Source organism: Mycobacterium sp. NGS64 (genome assembly GCF_059812245.1).
Genome location: NZ_JCALCI010000002.1, coordinates 325,949 through 348,578, shown reverse-complemented (window position 1 = coordinate 348,578; position 22,630 = coordinate 325,949). Strand labels below are relative to the sequence as shown.

Genomic DNA, 22,630 nt, shown 5'->3' with positions numbered 1-22,630 from the left:
TTGACGCCAGCGCGAAAAAGTTCGAGCAGAGCGCACGGTTTCGTCGACCTCGACGCGCGAACGGGGCCCGGGCGGGCGTCGTAGCCGCCCCCTAGTTGACCTTTGGTAAGGCAACCCTTAGTTTGTGGGTAACTTACCTACTCGGAGGGTCGCTGAATGCAGTCGGTTGCGTCTTGTCGGGGCGGCCGGCCGCCGCTGAGCGCTGAGACAGAGGTCGTCGGGGCGGACCGCTGATGGCGCGCGGATTCCAGGGGGTGATGCTGCGCAGCTTCGGCGCCCGCGACCACATCGCGACGGTCGTCGAAACCGTCCGCATCGCACCACATTTCGTGCGGGTGCGGATGCAGTCACCCACGCTGTTCGACGAGGTCGAGGCCGAACCCGCGGCGTGGCTGCGGTTCTGGTTCCCCGACCCCGACGGATCGAGCACCGAGTTCCAGCGCGCCTACACGATCTCGGAGGCGGACGTCGCCGCCGGCCGCTTCGCCGTCGACGTCGTCCTGCACGAGCCGGCGGGCCCGGCCTCGTTGTGGGCACGAACCGTGCAACCCGGCGCGACGATCGCGGTCATGTCGCTGATGGGCTCGTCGCGCTTCGACGCGCCCGACGAGCAGCCGGCCGGCTACCTACTGATCGGCGACTCGGCGTCGATACCCGGGATCAACGGAATCGTCGGGACCGTCCCCGGCGACGTCCCGATCGAGGTGTACCTCGAGCAGCACGACGACAACGACACGCTGATCCCGCTAGCGGAACACCCACGGCTGCGGGTGCATTGGGTCCCGCGCCGCGACGAGAAGTCGCTGGCCGCGGCGATCGAGAGCAGGGACTGGTCGAACTGGTACGCGTGGGCCACGCCCGAGGCGACGACGCTCAAGCACGTCCGCACGCGGCTGCGCGACGAGTTCGGGTTTCCCAAGTCCGAGGTTCACGCCCAGGCCTATTGGAGCGCCGGGCGCGCCATGGGCACCAGCCGCGGCGACGAGCGGGAAACCTCAGAACCCCTTGTGCCACAACCCGAACCGTCGACAGCGTCGCCGCCGCCCCGCGGCAGCTGGCGCGCCCAGGGCGCGGGCCGGCTGCTTGCCCCGCTGCGCCCCGCGCTCATCCTCTCCGGCGTGCTGCAGGCGGTGATCACGCTGGTGCAACTGGCGCCGTTCGTGCTCCTGGTCGAGTTGGCCCGGCTGCTGGTATCCGGCGCCGGCGAGCAGCGGCTGTGGACGCTGGGTATCGCGGCGGTTTCGCTGCTGGGGCTCGGCACGGTGCTCGGCGCGGCGCTCACGCTGTGGCTGCATGTCCTCGACGCGCGCTTCGCCAGCGACTTGCGCTCGCGGCTGTTGACCAAGCTGTCCCGGTTGCCGCTGGGCTGGTTCACCGCCCGCGGATCGGGGTCGATCAAGCAACTGGTACAGGACGACACCCTGGCGCTGCACTATCTGGTCACCCACGCCATCCCGGACGCGGTCGCCGCCGTCGTCGCGCCGGTGGCGGTGCTGATCTACCTCTTCGCCGTCGACTGGCGGGTTGCGCTGGTGCTGTTCGTTCCCGTCTTGGTCTACCTGGTGCTGACGTCGTCCATCACGATTCAGTCCGGCCCACGCATCCCCCAGTCGCAGCGCTGGGCGGAGCGGATGAGCGGGGAGGCCGGCGCGTATCTCGAAGGGCAGCCGGTGATTCGGGTCTTCGGCGGCGCCGCGGCGTCCAGCTTCCGCCGCCGCCTCGACGAGTACGTCGGGTTCCTGGCGGCCTGGCAGCGTCCCCTCGCCGGCAAGAAGACGCTGATGGATCTGGCCACCCGTCCCTCGACGTTCCTGTGGCTCATCACGGCGGCCGGCACCCTGCTCATCGCGGGCGGGTGGATGGATCCAGTCGACCTGCTGCCGTTCCTGTTGCTGGGCACCACGTTTGGCGCGCGCCTGCTCGGCATCGCTTACGGGTTGGGCGGCATCCGTGCCGGGACGCTGGCCGCCCGGCGGCTGCAGAACGCCCTCGACGAGCCCGAACTCGAGGTGCGACGGCAGGAAGCGCTCCACGGCGACCCGCCGGCGACCGTGGTGTTCGATCGCGTCCGCTTCGGGTATCGGCCCGGCGTTCCGGTGATCCGGGACGTGTCGCTGACGCTGCGGCCCGGCACCGTCACCGCGCTGGTCGGCCCGTCGGGTTCGGGCAAGTCGACGCTGGCCGCGCTGCTGGCCCGATTCCACGATGTCGAGGAGGGCGCGATACGGGTTGGGGGACAGGACATTCGGTCGCTGAGCGCCGATGAGCTCTACACGCGCGTCGGCTTTGTGCTGCAGGAAACCCAGCTGGTGCACGGCACGGTCGCGCAGAACATCGCGCTGGCCGTCCCGGATGCCACCGCCGCGCAGATCGAGGCCGCGGCGCGCGAGGCCCAAATCCACGACCGCATCATGCGGCTGCCGCAGGGCTACGACACAATGCTGGGTGCGGGCAGCGGGCTGTCGGGCGGGGAACGCCAACGGCTCACCATCGCCCGCGCCATCCTCGCCGACACCCCGGTCCTGATCCTCGACGAGGCCACGGCCTTCGCCGACCCGGAATCGGAATACCTTGTGCAGCAAGCCCTCAACCGGCTCACCCGGGAGCGGACGGTGCTCGTGATCGCCCACCGGCTGCACACCATCAGCCGCGCCGACCAGATCGTCGTTCTCGATGAGGGCCGGATCGCCGAACGCGGCACCCATGAGGAGCTGCTCGCCGCGGACGGACGCTATCGCCGGCTGTGGGACACGGGCCACGGCAGCGCGGTGCCGGCGGCCGCGGCCGGGGAGGCGGCCCGATGATCCGCACCTGGATCGCGCTGGTTCCGAAAGAGCGCCGCGCCAACGTGTTTTCGTACGCCGCGCTCGCCCTGATCTCCGTGGTGGTGCGGGCGGTGGCCACGGTGCTGCTGGTCCCACTGGTGGGCGCGCTGTTCGGCGGCGAACCGCACCGCGCGCTGGTGTGGCTGGGCTGGCTCACCGCCGCGACCGTGGCCGGCTGGGTGATCGACACAGCGACCGCGCGCATCGGCCTGGATCTTGGCTTCGCCGTGCTCGACCACAGCCAGCACGACGTGGCGGACCGGCTTCCGGACGCCCGGCTGGATTGGTTCAGCGCCGAAAACACCGCGACCGCGCGGCAGGCGATCGCGGCGACGGGTCCGGAACTCGTGGGCCTGGTGGTCAACCTGCTGACTCCGCTCGTCACCGCGATCCTGCTGCCTCCCGCGATCGCGCTGGCGCTGCTGCCGGTTTCCTGGCAACTGGGCCTGGCCGCGCTGGGCGGCGTGCCGTTGCTGCTGGGCGCATTGTGGGGTTCCGCGCGGCTCGCGCGCCGCGCCGACACCGCGGCCGCCGCGGCCAATACCGCGCTCACCGAACGGATCATCGAGTTCGCCCGAACCCAGCAGGCGTTGCGGGCCGCGCGGCGCGCCGAACCGGCCCGCAGCCTGGTCGGCGAGGCGCTGGCCGCGCAGCGCGGGGCGACGATGCGGCTGCTGGCCATGCAGGTTCCGGGCCAGCTGCTGTTCAGCATTGCCAGCCAGTTGGCCCTCATCCTGCTGGCGGGCACGACGACGGCGCTGGCGCTGAGCGGGACCCTGAGCGTGCCGGAGGCCGTCGCGCTGATCGTCGTGATCGCCCGCTACCTCGAGCCGTTCACCACCCTCAGCGAGCTGGCCCCCGCGCTCGAGAGCACCCGCGCCACCCTGGACCGCATCCGGTCCGTGCTCGCCGCGCCCGTCATGCAGGCCGGGACCGCCATGCTGCCCGGGCTCGCCGCGGCCCCGCACATCGAGTTCGACGACGTCACCTTCGGCTACGACGGGGCGGGCGCGCCGGCGCTCGACGGACTGAGCTTCTCGCTGCGGCCCGGCACCACGACGGCGATCGTCGGGCCGTCCGGATCGGGCAAGAGCACCATCCTGGCGCTGATCGCCGGCCTGCACGAGCCGACCCGGGGCCGCGTGCTCATCGACGGCGTTGACGCGGCGACCCTGGACGCCGAGGCCCGGCGCGCGACCAGCAGCGTCGTGTTCCAACATCCGTACCTGTTCCACGGCACGATCCGCGAGAACGTCCTCGCCGGAAACCCGGCCGCCGGCGACGAGCAGTTCGCGCGCGCCGTCGCCCTGGCGCGGGTCGACGAACTCACCGGCCGGCTGCCCGACGGGGCGGACACGGTCGTCGGCGAGGCCGGGTCGGCGCTGTCCGGCGGAGAGCGGCAACGTGTGAGCATCGCGCGTGCCCTGCTCAAGGACGCGCCGTTGCTGCTGGTCGACGAGGCGACCAGTGCCCTGGACACCGAAAACGAGGGCGCGGTGGTCGACGCGCTCAGCGCCGATCGGAATGCGCGCACCCGGGTGATCGTGGCGCACCGCTTGGCGAGCATTCGCCACGCCGACCGGGTGCTCTTCGTGGACGGCGGCCGCATTATCGAGGACGGCACGGTCGACGAACTGCTTTCCGCGGGCGGACGTTTCGAGGAATTCTGGCGCCAGCAGCGCGAGGCCGCGGAGTGGCACATCGCGGTCGATCACGGCGGTTGACCGCGGCTCTTGCCGTATGCCTTACAGTTGATCGGTCAATTGACCGTCGGAGCGCTGGAGGCCTGCTCATGGATGCGGTGGTGTCGATTCCCCGGTACCCCGGCGACGTGACCCCGGAATGGCTGTCGGGCGTGCTCAGCGAACGGCGCGCGCCCGTCGCGGTGTCGGGCGTCGATGTGGTTGCCATCGGTACCGGCCAGACCGGCGCCACCTACCGGGTCACGGCCAGCTACGCGACGGATCCCGGTGACCTGCCGCAGACCTTCGTCATCAAGCTGCCCGCCCAGGACGACACCGTGCGCGACCGGGTCGTCATCGGGTATCGCAGCGAATGCGCGTTTTACTCATCCGTGGCCGATCGGGTGCAGGTGCCGACGCCGGAGTGCTTCTATTGCGAGATCACCGAGGACGCAATGGATTTCGCGCTGTTGCTCGCCGATCAGGCCCCGGCGGTGCAGGGCGACCAGCTCGCGGGCTGCGGCGAAGCCGAAGCGCGCCTTGCGGTTACCGCCCTGGCCGGCCTGCACGCCCCTACCTGGTGCGATCCGGCCTGGCTGGATTTCGAAGGCATCGCGTTCGGGCGGCCGGACGAGGCCGGTGCCAACGGCATGGGCGAGGTGGCCAAGATGAGCGCCGACATCACGCTCGAGAAGCTGGGCGGCCGGATGAGCGCCGAAGACCGGGACACCTTCACGGCGGCAATGGGTTTGGTGGCGCCGTGGCTGCTGGCCGAGTACGACCGGTTCGCCCTGCTGCACGGCGACTATCGGCTGGACAACATGCTGTTCGATCCCGACCGGACGCGGGTCAGCGTGGTCGACTGGCAAACGCTCGGCGTCGGCCTGCCGGCCAGAGATCTGGCCTACTTCGCCGCGACCAGCCTGGATCCGCAACTGCGCGCCGACATCGAGGAAGGCCTCGTCGCCGACTATCACCGGGCGCTGACGGCTTGCGGGGTCACCCGCTACGACCGCGAAACGTGCTGGCGCGACTACCGGCTCGGCGTGCTGCAGGCACCGCTGATCTCCGCGCTGGGATTCGCGTTCGCCGCGGCAACCGAGCGCGGCGACGACATGGTGCTCGCCATGCTAACCCGCGGCTGCCGGGCGATCCGCGAGTTGGGGACGCTGGAGCTGCTCGGCTAGAGGTCGCCGGTGAAGTCGGCAGACAGCCACCGGTCCGGGCGGATGGTGTACAGCACCTCCTCGACACCCTCCATGCTGCGCAGGAACGCGCGCGCGCCCTCCTCGCCGAGGTAGCGGATGGCGATGGCTTCTTGCGCGTCGGCCGGGGCCGGCTTTGTGGTCCCGACGACGGTGCCCTCCACCACCACATATTGGTACGGCAACTCCTCGCGCTGAACCACGAGCGTCACCGCACCCGCGCGCTCGATGAGCCGCGCCTTGCGGCTCGACGCGCCCGTCATGATCCTGATGTCGCCCCCGGGCGTGTAGTCGTACCAGATCGGGACGCTGGCCGGCGGCCGGCCGTCGGCGGCGACGGACAGGACGCCAACGTGGGTATCGGCGAGGAACTCCTGGCGTTCGGTTTCGCTGAAGGCTTTCATGCCGCCTAGCAACGCCAATCCGTGTTGGCTATTCCCCGCGAGGGCCGATCAGTATTGCGTCGAACCCTGGTCGACCGGGATCTGCGCGGCGGTGATGTTGCGCGATTCGTCGCTGGCCAGCCAGCAGACGGCGTCGGCGACGTCTTCGGGCTCGGCGGCCCAGGTGGGCAGGAAGGGCGTGAGCATGTTGGTCAGCTGCGGGTTGGTTTCCATGGCCTTGGCCATCGCCGCGATCATGTCGCCGGATCCCATCGGGGTGTTCACCGGTCCCGGGTGCACGCTGTTGACCCGGATCGAATGCTTGCCCAACTCGGCGGCGAACGCGCGCGCCATCCCGGCAACCGCGTGCTTGCTGGTGGTGTAGTGCACCATGAACGGCTGCAGCTTCATGCCGGCCGCGGAACTGATCAGGATGATGGAGCCGCCGCGGCCACCTTCGATGATCTTGTCCGCGCCGGCCATCACGGTGTTCCAGGTGCCGGTGACGTTGATCTCCATGACGTCGCGGAACGATTCGGGGGTGATGTCGTTCCACGCCTGTGGCGCCGAGATGCCGGCGTTCGCGACGATGATGTCGAGGCGTCCGAAGGCGCCGACGCCGTCTTCGACCACCCGACGGAGTTCGCCGAAGTCGCGAACATCGGTGTGGGTGGCCAAGATTCGACGGTCCTCCTGTTCGACCATGCGGACGGTTTCGGCGAGGTCGTCGGGAGTCGCGGAATCGTAGGGCACGCAGGACGGGAGCTTGCCCGCGATGTCGACGGCGATGATGTCGGCGCCCTCCCGGGCCATCCGAAGTGCGTGAGCCCGGCCCTGGCCGCGCGCCGCCCCGGTGATGAGCGCCACCCGCCCCGCCAACCTGCCGCTCATCGCTGCGCCGCCTTCACGAGGTTCGAACCGATGATCAGGCGCTGGATCTCGCTGGTGCCCTCGTAGAGCCGCAGCAGGCGGACGTCGCGGTAGATGCGTTCGACGGGAACGCCGTGCATGTAGCCGCTGCCGCCGTGCACCTGCACCGCGAGATCGGCTACTTTTCCGGCCATTTCGGTGCAGAACAGCTTGGCGGCCGACGGCGCGATCCGGCGGTCTTCGTTGCTGACCCACAGCCGCGCGGCCTCCCGCACCAGCGCGCGCCCGGCCAGCACCCCGGCCTGCTGGTCGGCGAGCATCGCCTGCACCAGCTGAAAGCTCCCGATCGGCGTCCCGCCCTGCGTCGCCGTGGCCGCATAGGCCACCGATTCATCGAGCGCGCGTTGCGCCGCGCCCACCGCGATTGCCGCGATGTGCACGCGGCCGCGCGCCAACGACGTCATCGCGGCCCGGTAGCCGATATCCTCGCTGCCGCCGATCAGCGCGTCGCCCCCGACGCGGACGTCGCTGAAGCTGACGTCGGCGGTCCAGGCGCCCTCCTGGCCCATCTTCGCGTCCTTGGCGCCCACCTGGACCCCCGCGGCGTCCGCGGGGACGAGGAAGACGGCGATCCCGGGACCCTGGTCGTCGGCCGGTCGGGTGCGCGCGAACACCACGAACAGGTCGGCGACGGGCGCGTTGGTGATGAAGCGCTTGTCACCGGAGATCACCCACTCGTCACCGTCGCGAACGGCCTTGGTCCGCAGGCCTGCCGGGTTCGACCCGGCGCCGGGCTCGGTCAGCGCGAAGGAGGCGACGACCTCACCGGACGCCATCGACTCCAGCCAGCGTCGCTTCTGTTCGTCGGTGCCGAAGCCGACCAGAACCTGTCCCGCGATGCCGTTGTTGGTGCCGAACATCGACCGCACCGCGAGCGAGGTGTAGCCCAATTCCATTGCCAGCTCGACATCTTGGACGAGGTTCAGGCCGAGGCCGCCCCACCGCTGTGGGATCGCATACCCGAACAGGCCCATCTTCTTGGCGTGCTCGCGCAGGTCGTCTGGCACCCGGTCGTCGGTCAGGATTTCCTGCTCGCGCGGGACGACGGCGCTGCGGACGAAGTGCCGGGTCTGGGCGAGGATCTCCCGGAAGTCCTCGTCGGGTACTTCCTGAATTTCGGCAGTCGTCATAGGCGGGCGCTCCTCTTTGGAAAGTTTGTCGCTTGGCCGCGGCGCACCCGGCGCCGAGCGCGATCCTATATGAAATATGATATTCGACCGACGGGCACCCATGGCGGGAGCAAAGCGAGGGAGGCGGGATTAACGTGTCGTTGCTGGATGGTCAGACTGCAGTCGTCACAGGTGGCGCCCAAGGGCTGGGCTTCGCGATTGCGGAGAGATTCGTCGCCGAGGGGGCGCGGGTCGTGCTCGGGGACGTCAACCTTGAGGCGACCCAGGCCGCGGCCGACAAACTGGGCGGCGACCAGGTGGCGCTGGCCGTCCGCTGCGACGTGACGCGGGCGGCCGAGGTCGAGACGTTGATTCAGACCGCCGTCGAGCGCTTCGGCGGCCTGGACATCATGGTCAACAACGCCGGCATCACCCGCGACGCGACGATGCGCAAGATGACCGAAGAGCAGTTCGATCAGGTCATCGACGTGCACCTGAAGGGGACCTGGAACGGCATCCGGCTGGCGGCGGCGGTCATGCGGGAAAACAAGCGCGGCGCCATCGTGAACATGTCGTCGGTGTCGGGCAAGGTCGGTATGGTCGGCCAGACCAACTATTCGGCGGCCAAGGCCGGGATCGTCGGCATGACCAAGGCTGCGGCCAAAGAGCTTGCCTACCTCGGGGTGCGGGTCAACGCGATCGCTCCCGGCCTGATTCGCTCGGCCATGACCGAGGCTATGCCGCAACGCATTTGGGACGAGAAGGTGGCCGAGATCCCGATGGGCCGCGCCGGCGAGCCCAGCGAGGTCGCGACCGTCGCCTTGTTCCTCGCCTCCGATCTGTCCTCGTACATGACCGGCACCGTGATGGAAGTCACGGGGGGCCGGCACATCTGAGCGGAGCAACGACTATGCGTCAGACCGTCATCTGTGAGCCCGTGCGCACGCCCATCGGCCGCTACGGCGGAATGTTCAAGTCGCTGACCGCCGTCGACCTGGGCGTGACCGCCCTCAAAGGGCTACTCGAGCGGACGGGAATCGCGCCCGACGCCGTGCAGGACGTCATCCTGGGGCACTGCTATCCCAGCAGCGAAGCGCCGGCGATCGGGCGGGTCGTGGCGCTGGATTCCGGCTTGCCCGTGACGGTTCCGGGGATGCAGGTCGACCGGCGCTGCGGGTCGGGACTGCAGGCGGTGATCCAGGCGTGCCTGCAAGTGGGCAACGGCGACCACGATCTCGTGATCGCCGGCGGCTGCGAAAGCATGAGCAACGTCGCCTTCTACTCGACCGACATGCGTTGGGGCGGTGCCCGCGGCGGGATCCGGGTGCACGACGGGCTGGCGCGGGGACGCACAACCGCCGGTGGCCGGCACTACCCGGTGCCGGGCGGGATGCTGGAAACCGCCGAGAACCTGCGCCGCCAGTACGGCATTTCGCGCCGGGAGCAAGACGAGCTCGCGGTGCGCTCGCACCAGCGCGCGGTGGCCGCCCAGAAGGACGGCGTCATGGCCGAGGAGATCATTCCGGTCTCCGTCCGCACCCGCCAGGGTGAAGAATTGATCGATACCGACGAGCATCCGCGCGCCGACACCTCGGTGGACTCGTTGGGCAAGCTCAAACCCGTTCTGCTGGCCGAGGATCCGGAGGCGACCGTGACGGCCGGCAACGCCAGCGGGCAGAACGATGCGGCGTCGATGTGTGTCGTGACCACGCCGGAGAAGGCGGCCGAATGCGGCCTGACGCCGCTGGTCCGCCTGGTGTCGTGGGGGTCGGCGGGCGTGGCGCCCAACATCATGGGCATCGGCCCGGTGCCGGCCACCGAGGTCGCCCTCGCCAAGGCGGGCCTGCGGCTGTCCGACATCGACGTCATCGAGCTCAACGAGGCGTTTGCCGCGCAGGCGCTTGCGGTGATGCGCGAATGGAATTTCGGCGCCGCCGACCACGACCGGACCAACGTGCACGGGTCGGGAATCTCGCTGGGCCACCCCGTCGGCGCGACCGGCGGCCGGATGCTGGCGACCCTGGCGCGCGAACTGGGCCGCCGCCAGGCCCGCTACGGGTTGGAGACCATGTGCATCGGTGGGGGCCAGGGCCTGGCCGCGGTCTTCGAGCGGGTCGCCGCGTCGTGAACGCCCCGCTGAGTGGCGTCACCATCGTGGAGGTGTCCAGTTTCGTCGCCGCACCGTTATGCGGGATGACGCTGGGTCAGCTTGGCGCGCAGGTGATCCGCGTCGACCCGATCGGCGGCGCCTCCGACGTCCAGCGCTGGCCGCTGTCCGCCGACGGCACGTCGATCTACTGGACCGGCCTGAACAAGGGAAAGCGTTCGGCCACCATCGATCTGCGCTCTGCCGAGGGCCAGGAGCTGGTCCAGCGGCTGATCGTCGAGGGCGACGGCATCGTCGTCACCAACGCCGCCGGGCTGTCCTGGCTTGGCCACGATGTGTTGGCCGCCAAGCGTTCCGACGTCATCCACGTCCAGCTGCTCGGACGCGGCGACGGGTCCACCGCGGTGGACTACACCGTCAACGCGGGCATCGGGTACCCGCTCGTCACCGGCCCGGCCGAGCACGCCGGCCCGATCAACCACGTGCTGCCGGCCTGGGACGTGTGCTGCGGCCTGTACGCCGCGCTCGCCGTCGTCACCGCCGTCCGGCGCCGCGACAGGAGCGGGGCGGGCGCGCGCATCAGCCTGGCGCTGGAGGACGTCGCGCTGGCCACGGCCGGCAACCTTGGGCTGCTGACCGAACCACAGGTCAACGGGACACAGCGCCAACGGCTCGGTAATGCCATCTACGGCCAGTACGGGCAGGACTTCACCAGCCGCGACGGGGTCGGCTTCATGGTGGTCGCCTTGACGCGCAGGCACTTTCGCGACCTCGTGGAGGTGACCGGCACGGCTGCCGCGGTGTCGGCGCTCGAGGAGGCGCTGGCGGTGGATTTCGGTTCGGAGGGCGACCGCTATCGCTACCGCGACGCCCTGTCCGGGCTGTTCGGCACCTGGTTCGCCGACCACACGGCCGACGAGGTCACCGCCGCGCTGTCGGAGACCACGGTGCTGTTCGAGCGGTACCGCACCTTCGCCGAGGCCGCCGCCGACGCCAAGGTGACGGCCAACCCCCTGTTTAACCGGCTGCACCAACCGGGCGTCGGGGAGTACCTCGCCCCCGGCCTGCCGGCCGCGTTCGACGGCACCCATCCCTCGAGCCCGCCGGCCCCGGCGCTGGGACAAGACACCGCCGACGTGCTCGCCGAGCGCTTGGGGTTGACGACCGCGGACATCGCGCGCCTGACGAGCGCCAAAACGATAGGGACGGAAAGCGCATGACCAGACTCGCCCAAACCCTCGGCCTCACCGAGTTCCAGACCGAAATCGTCGCCACGGTACGCCAATTCGTCGAGAAGGAAGTCATTCCCACCGCGCCGCAGCTCGAGCGCGACGATGCCTACCCCCAGGCCATCGTCGATCAGATGCGTGAGATGGGCCTGTTCGGGCTGATGATTCCCGAGGAATACGGCGGGCTGGGGGAGTCGCTGCTGACCTACGCGCTCTGCGTCGAGGAGTTGGCCCGCGGCTGGATGAGCGTGTCCGGGGTGCTCAATACCCACTTCATCGTGGCCTACATGCTGCGCCAGCACGGCACCGACGCCCAGAAGCAACGGTTCCTGCCGCGCATGGCGACCGGCGAGTCGCGCGGCGCGTTTTCGATGTCCGAACCGGAGCTGGGCTCCGACGTCGCTGCGATCCGCACCCGGGCCCAGCGCGACGCGGGCGGTGGCTACACCATCAACGGCCAGAAGATGTGGCTGACCAACGGCGGCAGCTCGACCCTGATCGCGGTGCTGGTGCGCACCGACGAAGGCGCGGACAAGCCGCACCGCAACCTCACCGCATTCCTCGTCGAAAAGCCAACGGGCTTCGGCGAGGTCGTGCCCGGCCTGGTGATCCCCGGCAAGATCGACAAGCTCGGCTACAAGGGCATCGACACCACCGAGCTGATCTTCGACGGTTACCGGGCCAGCGCCGACGACATTCTCGGCGGCACGCCCGGCCAGGGCTTCTTCCAGATGATGGACGGCATCGAAGTCGGCCGGGTCAACGTGTCGGCGCGCGCGTGCGGCATCGGCATCCGCGCCTTCGAACTCGCGGTGCGCTACGCCCAGCAGCGGCACACCTTCGGCAAGCCGATCGCCGAACACCAGGCCATCGCCTTCCAGCTGGCCGAGATGGCGACCAAAGTGGAAGCAGCGCACCTGATGATGGTCAACGCGGCGCGGCTGAAGGATTCCGGCGAGCGCAATGACGTCGCCGCCGGCATGGCCAAATACCTTGCCAGCGAATACTGTTCGGAAGTCACCCAGCAGAGCTTCCGGATCCACGGCGGCTACGGCTATTCCAAGGAATACGAGATCGAGCGGCTGATGCGCGACGCCCCGTTCCTGCTCATCGGCGAGGGAACCAGCGAAATCCAGAAGTCCATCATCAGCAAGCGGCTACTCGCCGAGTATCAGGTGTGAGGCGATGACCACCCCGGATTTCGCTGCGCGGCCACAACTTTCCGACGACGTCGCGCGCTTCGTCCGCAGAAGGATCTTCGACGGCACCTACGCGAGCGGAACGTATGTGCGCCTCGATCAGTTGGCCGCCGAGCTCGGGATCAGCGTCACGCCGGTGCGCGAGGCGCTGTTCGCGCTGCGCGCGGAAGGGTTGGTCGCCCAGCAGCCGCACCGCGGTTTCGTCGTGCTGCCGGTGACCGGCCGCGACGTCACCGACGTCGCCAACGTGCAGGGCTACGTGGGAGGCGAGCTGGCCGCCCGGGCCGCGGTCAACATCACCGACGAGCAGCTGGGCGAACTCAAGCAGATCCAGGCCGAGCTCGAAGAGGCCTACGCCGGTGACGACACCGAGCGGACCGTGCGCCTCAACCACGAGTTTCACCGCGCCATCAACGTCGCCGCGGACTCGCCGAAGCTCGCCCAGTTGATGTCGCAGATCACCCGTTACGCACCGGAATCGGTGTTCCCCGCCATCGAAGGCTGGCCGGAGCAGTCGATCAAGGATCATCGCCGGATCCTGTCCGCCCTGAAAAAGCACGACCAGGAGCTCGCGCGGGCGGCGATGTCGCAACATCTTGCCGCGGGCGCCGTCCCGCTCATCGATCACCTCACCGCGCGGGGGGTCGTGGCAAATGGGAGCCACCCGGCGCCTGGGTGAGCCGGGACAGCTGTTGTTGCCGACCCACGCCTGGGCTTAGGCTGCCATCGGAGGGGGCAAACAACACAAAGCGAGGAACAATGCCCCGAACGCTTCGCGCAGCGGCCGTATTCGTCGCATGTGTGGCCGCAATTCCGCTCGCGGCGCCCGCCGTTGCCGACCCGATGGATCCGATACCCGGCAACGGTGTCTTTGTCGTGGGTCCCGACATCGCGCCCGGCCTTTACCGAACGTCCGGTTCGGCCTCGGCCTTTGGCGTCTGGATAAACAACGTGCCGACCCAGGACTCGATGTGCGCGTGGTTCACTTACAGCACCCCCGATGCGAACAAGGACCACGTGCTCCAGACGAACATGTCCGTTGGCCCGATGTTCGCGAACATCAACACGTCGGTTAAGGCCTTCGAGTCGCAGAACTGCCAACCCTGGACGCGGGTCCCCTAGGGCACGTTCGCCTCGATCAGCATCTCCCGCAGCCGGTGGACGTCGACCTTGCCGGTGACCCCGCGCGGAACGTCATCGTCGGATCCCAGCACCAGCCACACCGTCGGGACCTTGAACGCGCTCAACAGCTTTCGGGCCGATGTGCGCAGCTGCTCGGCGGTCAGCAGGCGCGCGCACACCACTGCGGCGCCCACCCGTTCGCCCGCATCACCGGCCACGTTGGTGACGTAGGCGGTCTGGACGCCGTCGATCGCCCGCAGCGCCCGCTCCACCTCCGCGGGATAGACGGTGGCGCCGCTGACCTTGAACATGTCGTCGGATCGCCCGTGGTAGAACAGGAATCCGTCCCCGTCGAGGCGGCCGAGGTCACCGGTGGGGTAGAAACCGTCGGGGGTGAACAGCTCCTCCCGGCTGCGACGGCAGATGCCGCGCAGCGTATGTGGGCCCCGGATCTGGATCTCCCCAACCGATCCCGGCGGCACCGGCTGGTGATCGGTGTCGACGATGCGGACCTCCATGCCGGGAAACGGCTTGCCGCAGCTGCCCCACGCCGAAGGCGGCATGTCGGTGTCGGCCGCGTAGCCGCAATAGGGACCGAACGCCTCCGTCATGCCGAACAGTACGGCCCGCGCGCCGGGTTGGGCCCGCCGCTCCGGCGGCAGCAGGGCCTCCAGGCTTCCCGGCCGCAGGGCCGACAGGTCGGCACCGACGGTGTCAGCGTGCCGTGCCAGCGCCTCGGCCTGATCGGGCCATCCGCGAAACAGCGTGACCCGTCCGGATTCCAGCAGCCGCAGGGTGGTTTCGGGCCGCGGTATTTCCTCGGTCACCAGGGTCGCGCCGGCCAGCAGCGTGGACAGGATGCCGCTGCCGAATCCGCCCACCCAGAAGAACGGCATCGGAAGATACAGCCGGGTGTCGGGCGTGATGCAGCGCGCCGCCAAGCCCGACCCCACGGCGGCCAACGCGTTGCCGTGGGAGTGGATGACGCCCTTGGGTGCTCCGCTGCTGCCCGAGGTGAACATGATGACCATCGGATCGGCGGCCGTGACCGTCTCGGTCATAGCGTCGACGATCCGGCGGGCGGGCTCGCTCGAAACGGTGTGGTCGAGCCGGTCGATCGGCCAAACCTGGCGCAGGGCGGGAAGTTCCAGTCGCGGCACCGCCTCAATATCCTCCAGGTACCGGTGGCCACGGAACTCTTCGACGCTCACCAGGAATTGAACCGAGGCGGCCCGCAGCTGGGCGACCAGTTCGCCGGGTCGTAGCAGGGTGCTGAGCGGAACCAGCACGGCGCCGAGGCGCGTCAGGGCGATCGCCACCTGCACCCAGCGGACGCTGTTCGGCATGATCAGCCCGACGCGGGTTCCCTTGCCGACACCGGCGTCGACGAAGACCGCGGCTAGATCGCTTGTGGTGGAGTCGAGTTCGCGGTAGCTCAACCGGGCCGTGGGGTCGATCAAAGCCGGCTTGGGGCCGTGCTGTGCGGCGCGAGACCGCACGAGTTGGTCGATGGTGCACTCAGGCATCGAACAGCTTCCGCAACCGATGGCTGTCGACCTTCCCGCTCGACAGCCGCGGAATCTCGTTGCGCGGCAGGGCGATGAACCGCTTCGGGATCTTGTACGCCGACAATTCGGTTTTGAGCCGCTCCCGCAGCGCGGCTTCGTCGAGACCCGGACGGGCGACGACGGCGGCGACGAGTTCTCCCCGTCGCGGGTCCGGAATGCCCACGACGTGAGCCTCGGCGCCGGTGACCTTGGCGATCGCCGTCTCGACCTCGGCCGCCGAGACGTTGGCGCCCGCCGTCTTGATCATCGCGCCGAGCCGGCCGGCGAAATAGAAAAACCCGTCGGCGTCGATGCGCACCAAATCGCCCGTGTGGAACCACCCGTCGGCGTCGAAGCACTCCTCGCGGCTGCGTTTGTAATACCCCCGCATCACGTAGGGCCCGCGGATGCACAGCTCCCCGATGCCCGAGGCATCCGGTTCGATGATCTTGGTGTCGAATCCGGGGGCCGGCTTGCCGAAGGATCCGCGGCGGTGTTCGGGTTGGTCGGATTCGTCGCCACTGATCAACACCACGCTGCCGGCCTCGGTCAGGCCCAGCATGTTGTGCCGCAGTTCCGGATCGGCCGGTCGGGCGTTGGGCGCCATGATCGGATACAGGTTGCCCCGGCGCATCGACGACAGGTCGCGCCCTGGGAAGCTGGGGTGATCCGCGATGTGCGCGATCCCGGCGACGAAACCATTGGTGATGGTCGGCCTTTCGGCCTCGAGCAGGTCGAGGGTCGCGCCCGGGTCGGTGGCATTCGAGCAGACCAGGGTGGACCCGGCGACCAGCGTGGCGAGCAGGCCGAACGCGAACCCGCCGATCCAGAAGAACGGCGAATTGCAGAACAGCCGGTCCGCCGCGGTCAGGCCGCGGATCTCGTTGAGGTTCCGCTGGTGGGCGAGCAGGCCGGCGTGCGTGTGCACCACGCCCTTCGGGGCGTTGGTCGAGCCCGACGTGTACACGATGGCCAGCGGATCGCAGCCGTCGACGTCGTCCTCCATCGCCTCGAGCAGCCCGGGCGCGAGGGTGCGGGCTATCCGGTACGCACGGTCGGAATTGACGATGACGTGACGCAATTGTGGTGCTGCGGTCACGAAAAGCCGCTCATCGGGGACCGGCTCGGCGCGCGACAGCGCCTCGGCCAGCCGTTGCGCGTAATCGTGGGAGCGAAATGAGCCGGCGGACAGCAGGATTTCGGTGTCGCTGTCGACGAGCTGCTCGCGCAGCTCGCGAGCGGTGGCGAATGTGGAGAACGGGATCACCACCGCGCCGATTCGCGCGGCCGCGAGCATGCCGACGACGAATTCGACGCCGTTCGGGTAGAGCAGCCCCACGTGGGTGCCCTTGCCCGCCCCCAGCGCGATCAGCCCGCGGGCCAGCTCGGCCGAGCGCCGCTCGGCCTCGGCGTAGCCGATGCGCTCGCCGTCGCACACCAGCAGCGCGTGCTCCGCGCGGGCCTGGGCCTGGCGCCGCAGAACGTCGGCGACCGTGGGGGAGTCACCGGGCATGGTCGCGATGGGCGGCGGACTTGCTGAAGTACAGCCTGACCTGGCTGAGATCGGCCTTGCCCGAAGGCGTTCGCGGGATCGCGTCGACGATCGCGATCTCGGTGGGGATTTCATAGCGGGCCAGCCGCGTTCGCAGATACTGCACCAGTGTGTCGGCGTCGGCGGACGCGGGCTGGCGCAGTTGCACCATCGCGACGGGCGTCTCCCCGAGGCGTTCGTCGGACCGCGCGACCACGGCGGCGCCCGCCACCGCGGGATGGTCTTCCAGCGCGACGCGTACGTCGTCGGGCATCACCTTGAACCCGCCGCGGATGATCGCCTGGTCGGCCCGGCCGACGACCCAGACGAAGCCGTCCGCGTCGATGCGGGCCAGATCGGTGGTTCGCATCCATTTCGCCGATGGGCCCAGTTGCCCGGGCTTGACCTCCAGCAGGCCGACCCGGTCGGGCCCGAGCGGCGCGCCCTCGTCGTCGACCACCCGCAGGTGTGCGCCCGGATTGGCCCGCCCGACGCTGCCGCGCTTGGCTTGCCAGTGCTTTTCGTAATCGGCGAGGGTCCAGCCGGCGACACCGCCGCCGAATTCCGTTGCCGCATAGGAGGTGAGGACCGGGATGCCGTACTTCTCGGTGAAGGCGTCGGCGTCGTCGGCCGACAGCGGTGCGGTGCCGCAGGTGACGGCGCGGATGCTCTCCAGGTCCGCGCGCGTCAGGTCGGAGTGCAGCACCGTCCGCAGCGCGGCCGGCACCAGCGACACCGTGCGGGGCCGGTGGGTGCGCACCGCCTCGGCCCATGCCTGCAGCTCGAAGCGTTCCAGCAGCACAAAGGGTCTGGCCTCGGCGACGCACTGCAACACCCGGAACACCCCGCCGATGTGCACCAGCGGCGAGTTGACGATCGCGACGCCGCGGCGCAGCTGCGTTGGCGCCGGGGCGCCTCCCGGGTCGGGGCCCATCACGCTGCGCGCCAGCATGTCGTAGCTGAGATCGATCCGCTTGGGCGGCCCCGTCGTGCCGCTCGTCAGCATCCGCACCGCCACGCCGGGCTGGGCGGCGGATCTGTGGCAGGCCTGCCCCCGGGCGTCGACGGAGGTACCGATGACCGCCACCGTCGCGGTGCCGGCCGGGACCAGCGTGGCCAGGTCGTCGGGTTCGCCGATGATCAACGGCAGCCGCAGGGCGGCGATGTCGGCCCGGGTGCGGTCGTCACCGCGGCCGGGGTTGATGGTGACCACCGTTCCGCCGCCCAGCAGCACCCCGAGGAAGGCCGCGACGTGGCCGGGCCGGTTGCGCAGCAGCATGCCGACGCCGGAGGCCCCGGCGGCCAGGGATGCGACGCGCCGCGCGGTGTCGCCCACCTCGCGCCACGAGATCCATTGGCCCCCATACTCGATCGCGTGCGCGTCGCGCTGCAGGTCGAGCACGTCGGCGATGCGCCGGCTGAGCGGGTGCATCACCGGATCTTCGGTTCGCGCGCAGCGACCTCGCCTTGCTGGGCGCGCAATTCGCGCAATTCCGCGGTGCCGAGCGGGTTGCCCAGACGCGTGTAGATGAGCCCCTGCTCCAGGGCGGCGCGGTAGGGCCGGTCCAGCGACTCCCAGATCGCCTTCACCGTGCCCTGGGTCGCCGACGGCGGCTTGGCGGCGATGGTCGCGGCGATCTCGTGGGCGCGCCCCCACAGTCGATCGCGGGCGACGACCTCCGAAACCAAGCCGATGCGCAGGGCGGTGTCGGCCCCGACCCGCTCGTCGTTGCCCATCAGCGCCATCCGCAAGGTCTCGCCCAGGCCGATGCGCCGCATCAGCCCGATCGGCTCCAACGCGCACACCAGGCCCGCCGATACGTGCGAGTCGAAAAACGTTGCGTCGTCCGAGCAGATGACAACGTCGGATTCGTTGAGGAAATAGAACGCGCCCGCGGTGCACATGCCCTGGACGGCGCACACCACGGGTTTCCACATCTTCTGCCACTTGGGACTGAGCGCCTCGCCCGGATCCTCGTGGTTCCACACGTTTTCCGGTTGACCGTACGGTGTCTTGACGTCCAGACCGGCGCTGAACGCCCGGTCGCCGGCCGCCCTCAGCACCACCGCGTGCACCGACTCGTCAAGCTTGACCGCGCGCCAGGCCCGGGCCATCTCCTCGCACATGGTGCGGTTGAACGCGTTTAGCTGCTCGGGCCGATTCAGCGTGATGGTGGCGACGTGGTCGTCGGCGTCGACCTCGAGCAGGATGGTTTCAAAGCTCATCTGCATTGCCAGTTCGGCTTCCGCTTTTCGACGAAGGCCTTGGGGCCTTCCTGCGCATCCTCGGTTCGCAGCACGCGCTCGCGGAAGGTCTCGGCGAGTATCTCGGCCTCGTGCAGCGGCACGTTCAGGCCCTTGAGGATGGCCAGCCGGGTCCCCCGCACCGCCAGGGGCGCGTTGGAGTTGACGATGTCGGCGATCTCGTAGGCCCGGTCCAATAGGCGGTCGTGCTCGACGATTTCGCTGATCAATCCGAGCTCGTAGGCGCGTTGCGCGCTCATCCGCTCGTGCTTGCCCATCAGGGCCATCCGCAGCGCGATCGAGCGGGGCAACACTCTCGACACCCGCACCAATTCACGCCCGGCCACCAGCCCGATGCTCACGTGCGGATCGAAAAAGGTCGCCTGCTCGGACGCGATGACGATGTCCGTCGTCGTGACCCAGTCCATGCCGGCGCCGCAGCACAGCCCGTTGACCGCGGTCAGCACCGGCTTGGCCATGGTGCGAAACGGCGGGGTGCCCTCCTGCGGTGCCTCCCACTGGTCGTATGTCGACAGATACGGACGCTCGTAGATCACCTTCCCGTCTTCGGGAATGGCCTTCACGTCGGCCCCCGTGCAGAACGCGCGGCCGGTGCCGGTTACGACGAGCAGCCACACCTTGTCGTCGTTCTCGGCTTCGTCGTAGGCGGCGCGGAGTTCGGTGATCATGTGCGGACTCAGCGCGTTGAGCGCCTCCGGACGGTTCAGTGTGATGGTGGCCGTGTGCCCGTCGACGTGGTAGTTGATGGTGTCGAACGAGTCAGTAGGCATCCGCGCTCCCTCATCTGCCCTGGAACTTTGGCGCCCGCCGTAGCCGAAACGCCTCCAGCCCCTCTTTGAAATCGCCTGTCCGACAAGAGAGTTCCAGATTGAACAGCTCCTGCGTCAGCGATTGACTCAACGTCGCGTGCTGACCGAAGTTCAGGGCCTGCTTGGCCAGCCCGATCGCGGCCGTCGGTCCCGAGGCCAGCCGCTCCACCAGTTTCCCGGTGGTGTCGTCGAGTTCGGGCCCGCTCACCGCCTGGTGGATCAGCCCCCAGGCGGCCGCGTCGGTCGCGTTGACCTTCTCGCCCAGCAGCAGCATCCGCCTGGCCCGTGCCAGCCCGACCAGGCGGGGCAGCAGCCAGGTGGAGCCCGAGTCCGGGCTGAAACCGCGGTCCACGAACGGTTCCCAGAACACCGCGTCGGCGGCGGCGATGGTGAAGTCGGCGGCCAGTGCGAGGTTGCAGCCGAACCCCACCGCCCATCCCCGCACGCTGCAGACCACCGGCAGCTGAACGCTCGCGACGAGCTCGATGACCCGGTGAGCAGCGTGCGGGATCCGTCGCACCAGATCACCCGCGCGGGGACGTTGGCCGCCGGGCTCATTGGCCGCTACCCAGTCGGCGCCGGCGCAGAAGTCTTCTCCCGCGCCGCGGATGTGGATCGCGCGCAACGAATCGTCGGCGGCCGCGTCGGTCAGCGCGCCGACCAACTCACCGATCATCAAGTGGGTCAAGGCGTTACGCCGCGCCGGGCGATTCAGGGTGATCCGCAGGACCGCGCCATCCCGGCACGCGTCGACCGATCCTTCGGCCTCGGCCGCGTCGGCCCCATGACTCACCGTCTACCCGGCCTTTCTCCGCCGATACGGTTACCCATACAGTAGGCAATACGATTGATACGAGGTATAAGTTAGCAAGGAAACCCTAACGACGGAACAGAGCGGGGCGAAACCCGTGGATAAGGGCAGCATGGCCGACGGCACAACCGCTTCGCCCTACGCCGGCGACGCCAAATTCGGCGAGGCGCCGCTGGCCCAAACGGTCGCGGCGGCCGGCGCCATGCGGCGCCTCAGCTCGCTGCTGTTATCGCTGGAGCACCCGCACCCCACCGTCGACGCGATGCTCGCAAAGTTCGCCGAGTGGGAAGGCGAGTTGGCCGCCGCGGCCCCGACGGACAGCGCACCGCGAATCGGCGAGGTTGCCGACGACCCCCGGCGCGTATACCTCAACCATGCCACCGACATCGGTGCGTACAACCCGTGCTTTCCCGAGTACCGGTTCGACGAGCTCGATGCCGAGAAAGCCGCCGGGATGGTGTGCTTCCCACTCGTCTACGAGGGGCCACCGGGACTGGTGCACGGCGGCTTCCTCGGCGTGTTCTTCGACAGCGTGATCCAGCACCACAATTGCGTCACCGGCCTTTCCGGCAAGACCCGGTCGCTGCTTGTCACCTTCCGCCGGCCGACGCCCGTGCTGACCGACCTGCGCTTCGACATCGTTCGCTCACAGGTGGAACGGGGCATCGAGTCGACAGCGCGCCTGCTGCTCGAAGACGAGGTGCTGTGTATGGGCGAGGTCAAGACGTTGGCGTCGCGGCCCGAGGAGCTGACCGGCTTCAAATTCGGCAGGCGGCGAAAGGAGTCCGGCAGATGAGCACCTCCAGCGTTTCGGACGATCGTGTGCTCTTCGACGTTGACCCCGAGCGGCGCATCGCGACGATCACGCTGAACAACCCCAAGCAACGCAACTCCTACGACGCGACGATGCGCGAGGCCATCGCCCGCTGCCTGGACCGAGTGGCGGAGGACGACGACCTCACCGTGGTGCTGTTGCGCGGAGCCGAGGGAGTCTTTTCCACCGGCGCCGACATGAACAACGCCTACGGCTGGTACGGCGATAAGGCCAAGGCGTCCGATGACGCGTCGGCCAAGCGTCGTCCCAGTCAGCGCCGGCGACTCACCGTGGACCGCAAGTCCTTTGGCTTCTACCACAACTTCATGGGCTTCCCAAAGGTGACGGTGGGGGAGATTGCCGGCTACGCGCTCGGCGGCGGCTTCGAGATGGCGCTGATGACCGACATCTCCGTCATCGCGCGCGACACGAAGATCGGCATGCCGGCCACCCGCTTCCTCGGCCCGGCCCTGGGCAGCCTGCACATGTTCTTCCACCGGCTGGGGCCGGTGCTGGCCCGGCGGCTGCTGCTGACCGGTGACATCATCGAGGCCGCCGAGATCGAGCACCTCGGAATCTTCACCGACACTTGCGATCCCGGCGCCGTGACGGCGCGGGCTCGCTACTGGGCCGAGAAGGCGGCGAAGATGCCCGCCGACGGAGTCGTCATCGCCAAGGAGGCGTTCCGCCTCGTCGAGCAGAGCCAGGCCTACCAGGGCGAAGAAGTCGCGAGCTACCTGTTTCACGCCTACGGCACCAACTTGCAATTCGCACCGGGCGAGTTCAACTTCGTCAAAACGCGAGCAGAGCACGGCGCGAAGGAAGCCTTCCGGCTACGTGACGAGCATTTCCACGTGCCGGAGCCGCCGGAAACGCAGGGGTAGCCGCCGCGTCAATTCGCTTCCGCCATAAGAGATCCAGCACGAGAGGGATCGACAATCTGCCCGCCTCCGAGCGACAACGTGGGCGCATCGTCTGCAGCTGACGGGCTTGTCGCTATGAGGCGGGCACAGGGCATTCCCCCTCCGCTAGAGACGCGTGTGGCGGATGTGATTGGCGGGC

The 22,630-nt window shown here is 69.0% G+C and carries 20 protein-coding genes; 11 read left to right on the top strand and 9 right to left on the bottom strand.

What is annotated here, in order from left to right:
• The first annotated feature begins 233 nt into the window (after positions 1–233).
• The 3 genes from AC5Y4S_RS09950 to AC5Y4S_RS09940 all read left to right on the top strand — a co-directional run bounded on the left by AC5Y4S_RS09950 (position 234) and on the right by AC5Y4S_RS09940 (position 5,694).
• Positions 234–2,804, top strand: a complete 2,571-nt coding sequence (locus AC5Y4S_RS09950; RefSeq protein WP_500032436.1) for an ABC transporter ATP-binding protein/permease — start codon at positions 234–236, stop codon at positions 2,802–2,804.
• Positions 2,801–4,549: an ABC transporter ATP-binding protein gene (locus AC5Y4S_RS09945; RefSeq protein ID WP_500032435.1), complete on the top strand. Its 1,749-nt coding sequence runs from the start codon at positions 2,801–2,803 to the stop codon at positions 4,547–4,549. The genes AC5Y4S_RS09950 and AC5Y4S_RS09945 overlap by 4 nt, the downstream gene beginning before the upstream one ends.
• A 68-nt stretch (positions 4,550–4,617) precedes the next feature.
• On the top strand, positions 4,618–5,694 hold the full coding sequence (locus tag AC5Y4S_RS09940) for a phosphotransferase family protein (protein WP_500032434.1): 1,077 nt from the start codon (positions 4,618–4,620) through the stop codon (positions 5,692–5,694).
• Here the strand turns inward: AC5Y4S_RS09940 and AC5Y4S_RS09935 are convergent.
• Genes AC5Y4S_RS09935 through AC5Y4S_RS09925 form a run of 3 tightly spaced genes read right to left on the bottom strand, consistent with a single transcriptional unit; the run spans position 5,691 to position 8,155 of the window.
• Positions 5,691–6,116 carry a pyridoxamine 5'-phosphate oxidase family protein gene (locus tag AC5Y4S_RS09935; protein ID WP_068109944.1) on the bottom strand — a complete coding sequence of 142 codons (426 nt, stop codon included), beginning with the start codon at positions 6,114–6,116 and terminating at the stop codon, positions 5,691–5,693. The genes AC5Y4S_RS09940 and AC5Y4S_RS09935 overlap by 4 nt on opposite strands.
• Positions 6,117–6,164: 48 nt before the next feature.
• Positions 6,165–6,986 carry a mycofactocin-coupled SDR family oxidoreductase gene (locus AC5Y4S_RS09930; RefSeq protein ID WP_500032433.1) on the bottom strand — a complete coding sequence of 274 codons (822 nt, stop codon included), beginning with the start codon at positions 6,984–6,986 and terminating at the stop codon, positions 6,165–6,167.
• Positions 6,983–8,155 carry an acyl-CoA dehydrogenase family protein gene (locus tag AC5Y4S_RS09925; protein ID WP_500032432.1) on the bottom strand — a complete coding sequence of 391 codons (1,173 nt, stop codon included), beginning with the start codon at positions 8,153–8,155 and terminating at the stop codon, positions 6,983–6,985. The genes AC5Y4S_RS09930 and AC5Y4S_RS09925 overlap by 4 nt, the downstream gene beginning before the upstream one ends.
• 134 nt (positions 8,156–8,289) lie before the next feature.
• On the opposite strand from AC5Y4S_RS09925, the gene fabG reads away from it, so the two are divergent.
• From fabG to AC5Y4S_RS09895, 6 genes are all read left to right on the top strand, one after another.
• Positions 8,290–9,030 (top strand): 3-oxoacyl-ACP reductase FabG, encoded by a 741-nt coding sequence (gene fabG / locus AC5Y4S_RS09920; protein WP_500032431.1) that lies wholly within the window; start codon positions 8,290–8,292, stop codon positions 9,028–9,030.
• A gap of 14 nt (positions 9,031–9,044) precedes the next feature.
• Positions 9,045–10,262 (top strand): acetyl-CoA C-acetyltransferase, encoded by a 1,218-nt coding sequence (locus AC5Y4S_RS09915; RefSeq protein ID WP_500032430.1) that lies wholly within the window; start codon positions 9,045–9,047, stop codon positions 10,260–10,262.
• Entirely contained in the window at positions 10,259–11,461 is a 1,203-nt protein-coding gene (locus AC5Y4S_RS09910) for a CoA transferase (protein WP_500032429.1), read from the top strand. The genes AC5Y4S_RS09915 and AC5Y4S_RS09910 overlap by 4 nt, the downstream gene beginning before the upstream one ends.
• The gene (locus AC5Y4S_RS09905; RefSeq protein ID WP_500032428.1) at positions 11,458–12,651 is read left to right on the top strand and encodes an acyl-CoA dehydrogenase family protein; all 1,194 of its coding nucleotides are present in this window, start codon (positions 11,458–11,460) and stop codon (positions 12,649–12,651) included. Before AC5Y4S_RS09910 ends, AC5Y4S_RS09905 begins: the two co-directional genes overlap by 4 nt.
• A 4-nt stretch (positions 12,652–12,655) precedes the next feature.
• Positions 12,656–13,348, top strand: a complete 693-nt coding sequence (locus AC5Y4S_RS09900; protein WP_500032427.1) for a GntR family transcriptional regulator — start codon at positions 12,656–12,658, stop codon at positions 13,346–13,348.
• 80 nt (positions 13,349–13,428) lie between these two features.
• A complete protein-coding gene (locus tag AC5Y4S_RS09895) occupies positions 13,429–13,791 on the top strand; it encodes an Rv1352/Rv1906c domain-containing protein (protein WP_500032426.1) in 363 nt (120 codons plus the stop codon).
• Here the strand turns inward: AC5Y4S_RS09895 and AC5Y4S_RS09890 are convergent.
• The 6 genes from AC5Y4S_RS09890 to AC5Y4S_RS09865 are packed head-to-tail and all read right to left on the bottom strand — an operon-like array spanning position 13,788 to position 20,736.
• Complete coding sequence (locus tag AC5Y4S_RS09890) at positions 13,788–15,317, bottom strand: class I adenylate-forming enzyme family protein (RefSeq protein ID WP_500032425.1); 1,530 nt, start codon at positions 15,315–15,317, stop codon at positions 13,788–13,790. The two genes, AC5Y4S_RS09895 and AC5Y4S_RS09890, sit on opposite strands and share 4 nt — an antisense overlap.
• Entirely contained in the window at positions 15,310–16,851 is a 1,542-nt protein-coding gene (locus tag AC5Y4S_RS09885; protein ID WP_500032424.1) for a class I adenylate-forming enzyme family protein, read from the bottom strand. Before AC5Y4S_RS09885 ends, AC5Y4S_RS09890 begins: the two co-directional genes overlap by 8 nt.
• A complete protein-coding gene (locus AC5Y4S_RS09880) occupies positions 16,841–18,301 on the bottom strand; it encodes a class I adenylate-forming enzyme family protein (RefSeq protein ID WP_500032423.1) in 1,461 nt (486 codons plus the stop codon). Before AC5Y4S_RS09880 ends, AC5Y4S_RS09885 begins: the two co-directional genes overlap by 11 nt.
• Entirely contained in the window at positions 18,301–19,095 is a 795-nt protein-coding gene (locus AC5Y4S_RS09875) for an enoyl-CoA hydratase/isomerase family protein (RefSeq protein ID WP_068178142.1), read from the bottom strand. Before AC5Y4S_RS09875 ends, AC5Y4S_RS09880 begins: the two co-directional genes overlap by 1 nt.
• Complete coding sequence (locus AC5Y4S_RS09870; protein WP_068133528.1) at positions 19,092–19,904, bottom strand: enoyl-CoA hydratase/isomerase family protein; 813 nt, start codon at positions 19,902–19,904, stop codon at positions 19,092–19,094. Before AC5Y4S_RS09870 ends, AC5Y4S_RS09875 begins: the two co-directional genes overlap by 4 nt.
• A 10-nt stretch (positions 19,905–19,914) precedes the next feature.
• Complete coding sequence (locus AC5Y4S_RS09865) at positions 19,915–20,736, bottom strand: enoyl-CoA hydratase/isomerase family protein (RefSeq protein WP_500032422.1); 822 nt, start codon at positions 20,734–20,736, stop codon at positions 19,915–19,917.
• A gap of 130 nt (positions 20,737–20,866) precedes the next feature.
• Here AC5Y4S_RS09865 and AC5Y4S_RS09860 point away from each other — a divergent pair, with 130 nt between their 5' ends.
• Together AC5Y4S_RS09860 and AC5Y4S_RS09855 are read left to right on the top strand one after the other, a co-directional pair.
• Positions 20,867–21,550, top strand: coding sequence for a hypothetical protein (locus AC5Y4S_RS09860; RefSeq protein ID WP_500032421.1), 684 nt, complete (start codon positions 20,867–20,869; stop codon positions 21,548–21,550).
• Positions 21,547–22,452, top strand: a complete 906-nt coding sequence (locus AC5Y4S_RS09855) for an enoyl-CoA hydratase/isomerase family protein (protein ID WP_500032420.1) — start codon at positions 21,547–21,549, stop codon at positions 22,450–22,452. The genes AC5Y4S_RS09860 and AC5Y4S_RS09855 overlap by 4 nt, the downstream gene beginning before the upstream one ends.
• Positions 22,453–22,630: the final 178 nt, after the last annotated feature.

Coding starts and splice junctions, on each gene's coding strand:
- AC5Y4S_RS09860 (WP_500032421.1), top strand. CDS start 20,867: ATGGCCGACGGCACAACCGCTTCGCCCTACGCCGGCGACGCCAAATTC.
- AC5Y4S_RS09915 (WP_500032430.1), top strand. CDS start 9,045: ATGCGTCAGACCGTCATCTGTGAGCCCGTGCGCACGCCCATCGGCCGC.
- AC5Y4S_RS09885 (WP_500032424.1), bottom strand. CDS start 16,851: ATGCCCGGTGACTCCCCCACGGTCGCCGACGTTCTGCGGCGCCAGGCC.
- AC5Y4S_RS09925 (WP_500032432.1), bottom strand. CDS start 8,155: ATGACGACTGCCGAAATTCAGGAAGTACCCGACGAGGACTTCCGGGAG.
- AC5Y4S_RS09890 (WP_500032425.1), bottom strand. CDS start 15,317: ATGCCTGAGTGCACCATCGACCAACTCGTGCGGTCTCGCGCCGCACAG.
- AC5Y4S_RS09855 (WP_500032420.1), top strand. CDS start 21,547: ATGAGCACCTCCAGCGTTTCGGACGATCGTGTGCTCTTCGACGTTGAC.
- AC5Y4S_RS09895 (WP_500032426.1), top strand. CDS start 13,429: ATGCCCCGAACGCTTCGCGCAGCGGCCGTATTCGTCGCATGTGTGGCC.
- AC5Y4S_RS09930 (WP_500032433.1), bottom strand. CDS start 6,986: ATGAGCGGCAGGTTGGCGGGGCGGGTGGCGCTCATCACCGGGGCGGCG.
- AC5Y4S_RS09905 (WP_500032428.1), top strand. CDS start 11,458: ATGACCAGACTCGCCCAAACCCTCGGCCTCACCGAGTTCCAGACCGAA.
- AC5Y4S_RS09950 (WP_500032436.1), top strand. CDS start 234: ATGGCGCGCGGATTCCAGGGGGTGATGCTGCGCAGCTTCGGCGCCCGC.
- AC5Y4S_RS09935 (WP_068109944.1), bottom strand. CDS start 6,116: ATGAAAGCCTTCAGCGAAACCGAACGCCAGGAGTTCCTCGCCGATACC.
- AC5Y4S_RS09875 (WP_068178142.1), bottom strand. CDS start 19,095: ATGAGCTTTGAAACCATCCTGCTCGAGGTCGACGCCGACGACCACGTC.
- AC5Y4S_RS09880 (WP_500032423.1), bottom strand. CDS start 18,301: ATGCACCCGCTCAGCCGGCGCATCGCCGACGTGCTCGACCTGCAGCGC.
- AC5Y4S_RS09900 (WP_500032427.1), top strand. CDS start 12,656: ATGACCACCCCGGATTTCGCTGCGCGGCCACAACTTTCCGACGACGTC.
- AC5Y4S_RS09945 (WP_500032435.1), top strand. CDS start 2,801: ATGATCCGCACCTGGATCGCGCTGGTTCCGAAAGAGCGCCGCGCCAAC.
- AC5Y4S_RS09870 (WP_068133528.1), bottom strand. CDS start 19,904: ATGCCTACTGACTCGTTCGACACCATCAACTACCACGTCGACGGGCAC.
- AC5Y4S_RS09940 (WP_500032434.1), top strand. CDS start 4,618: ATGGATGCGGTGGTGTCGATTCCCCGGTACCCCGGCGACGTGACCCCG.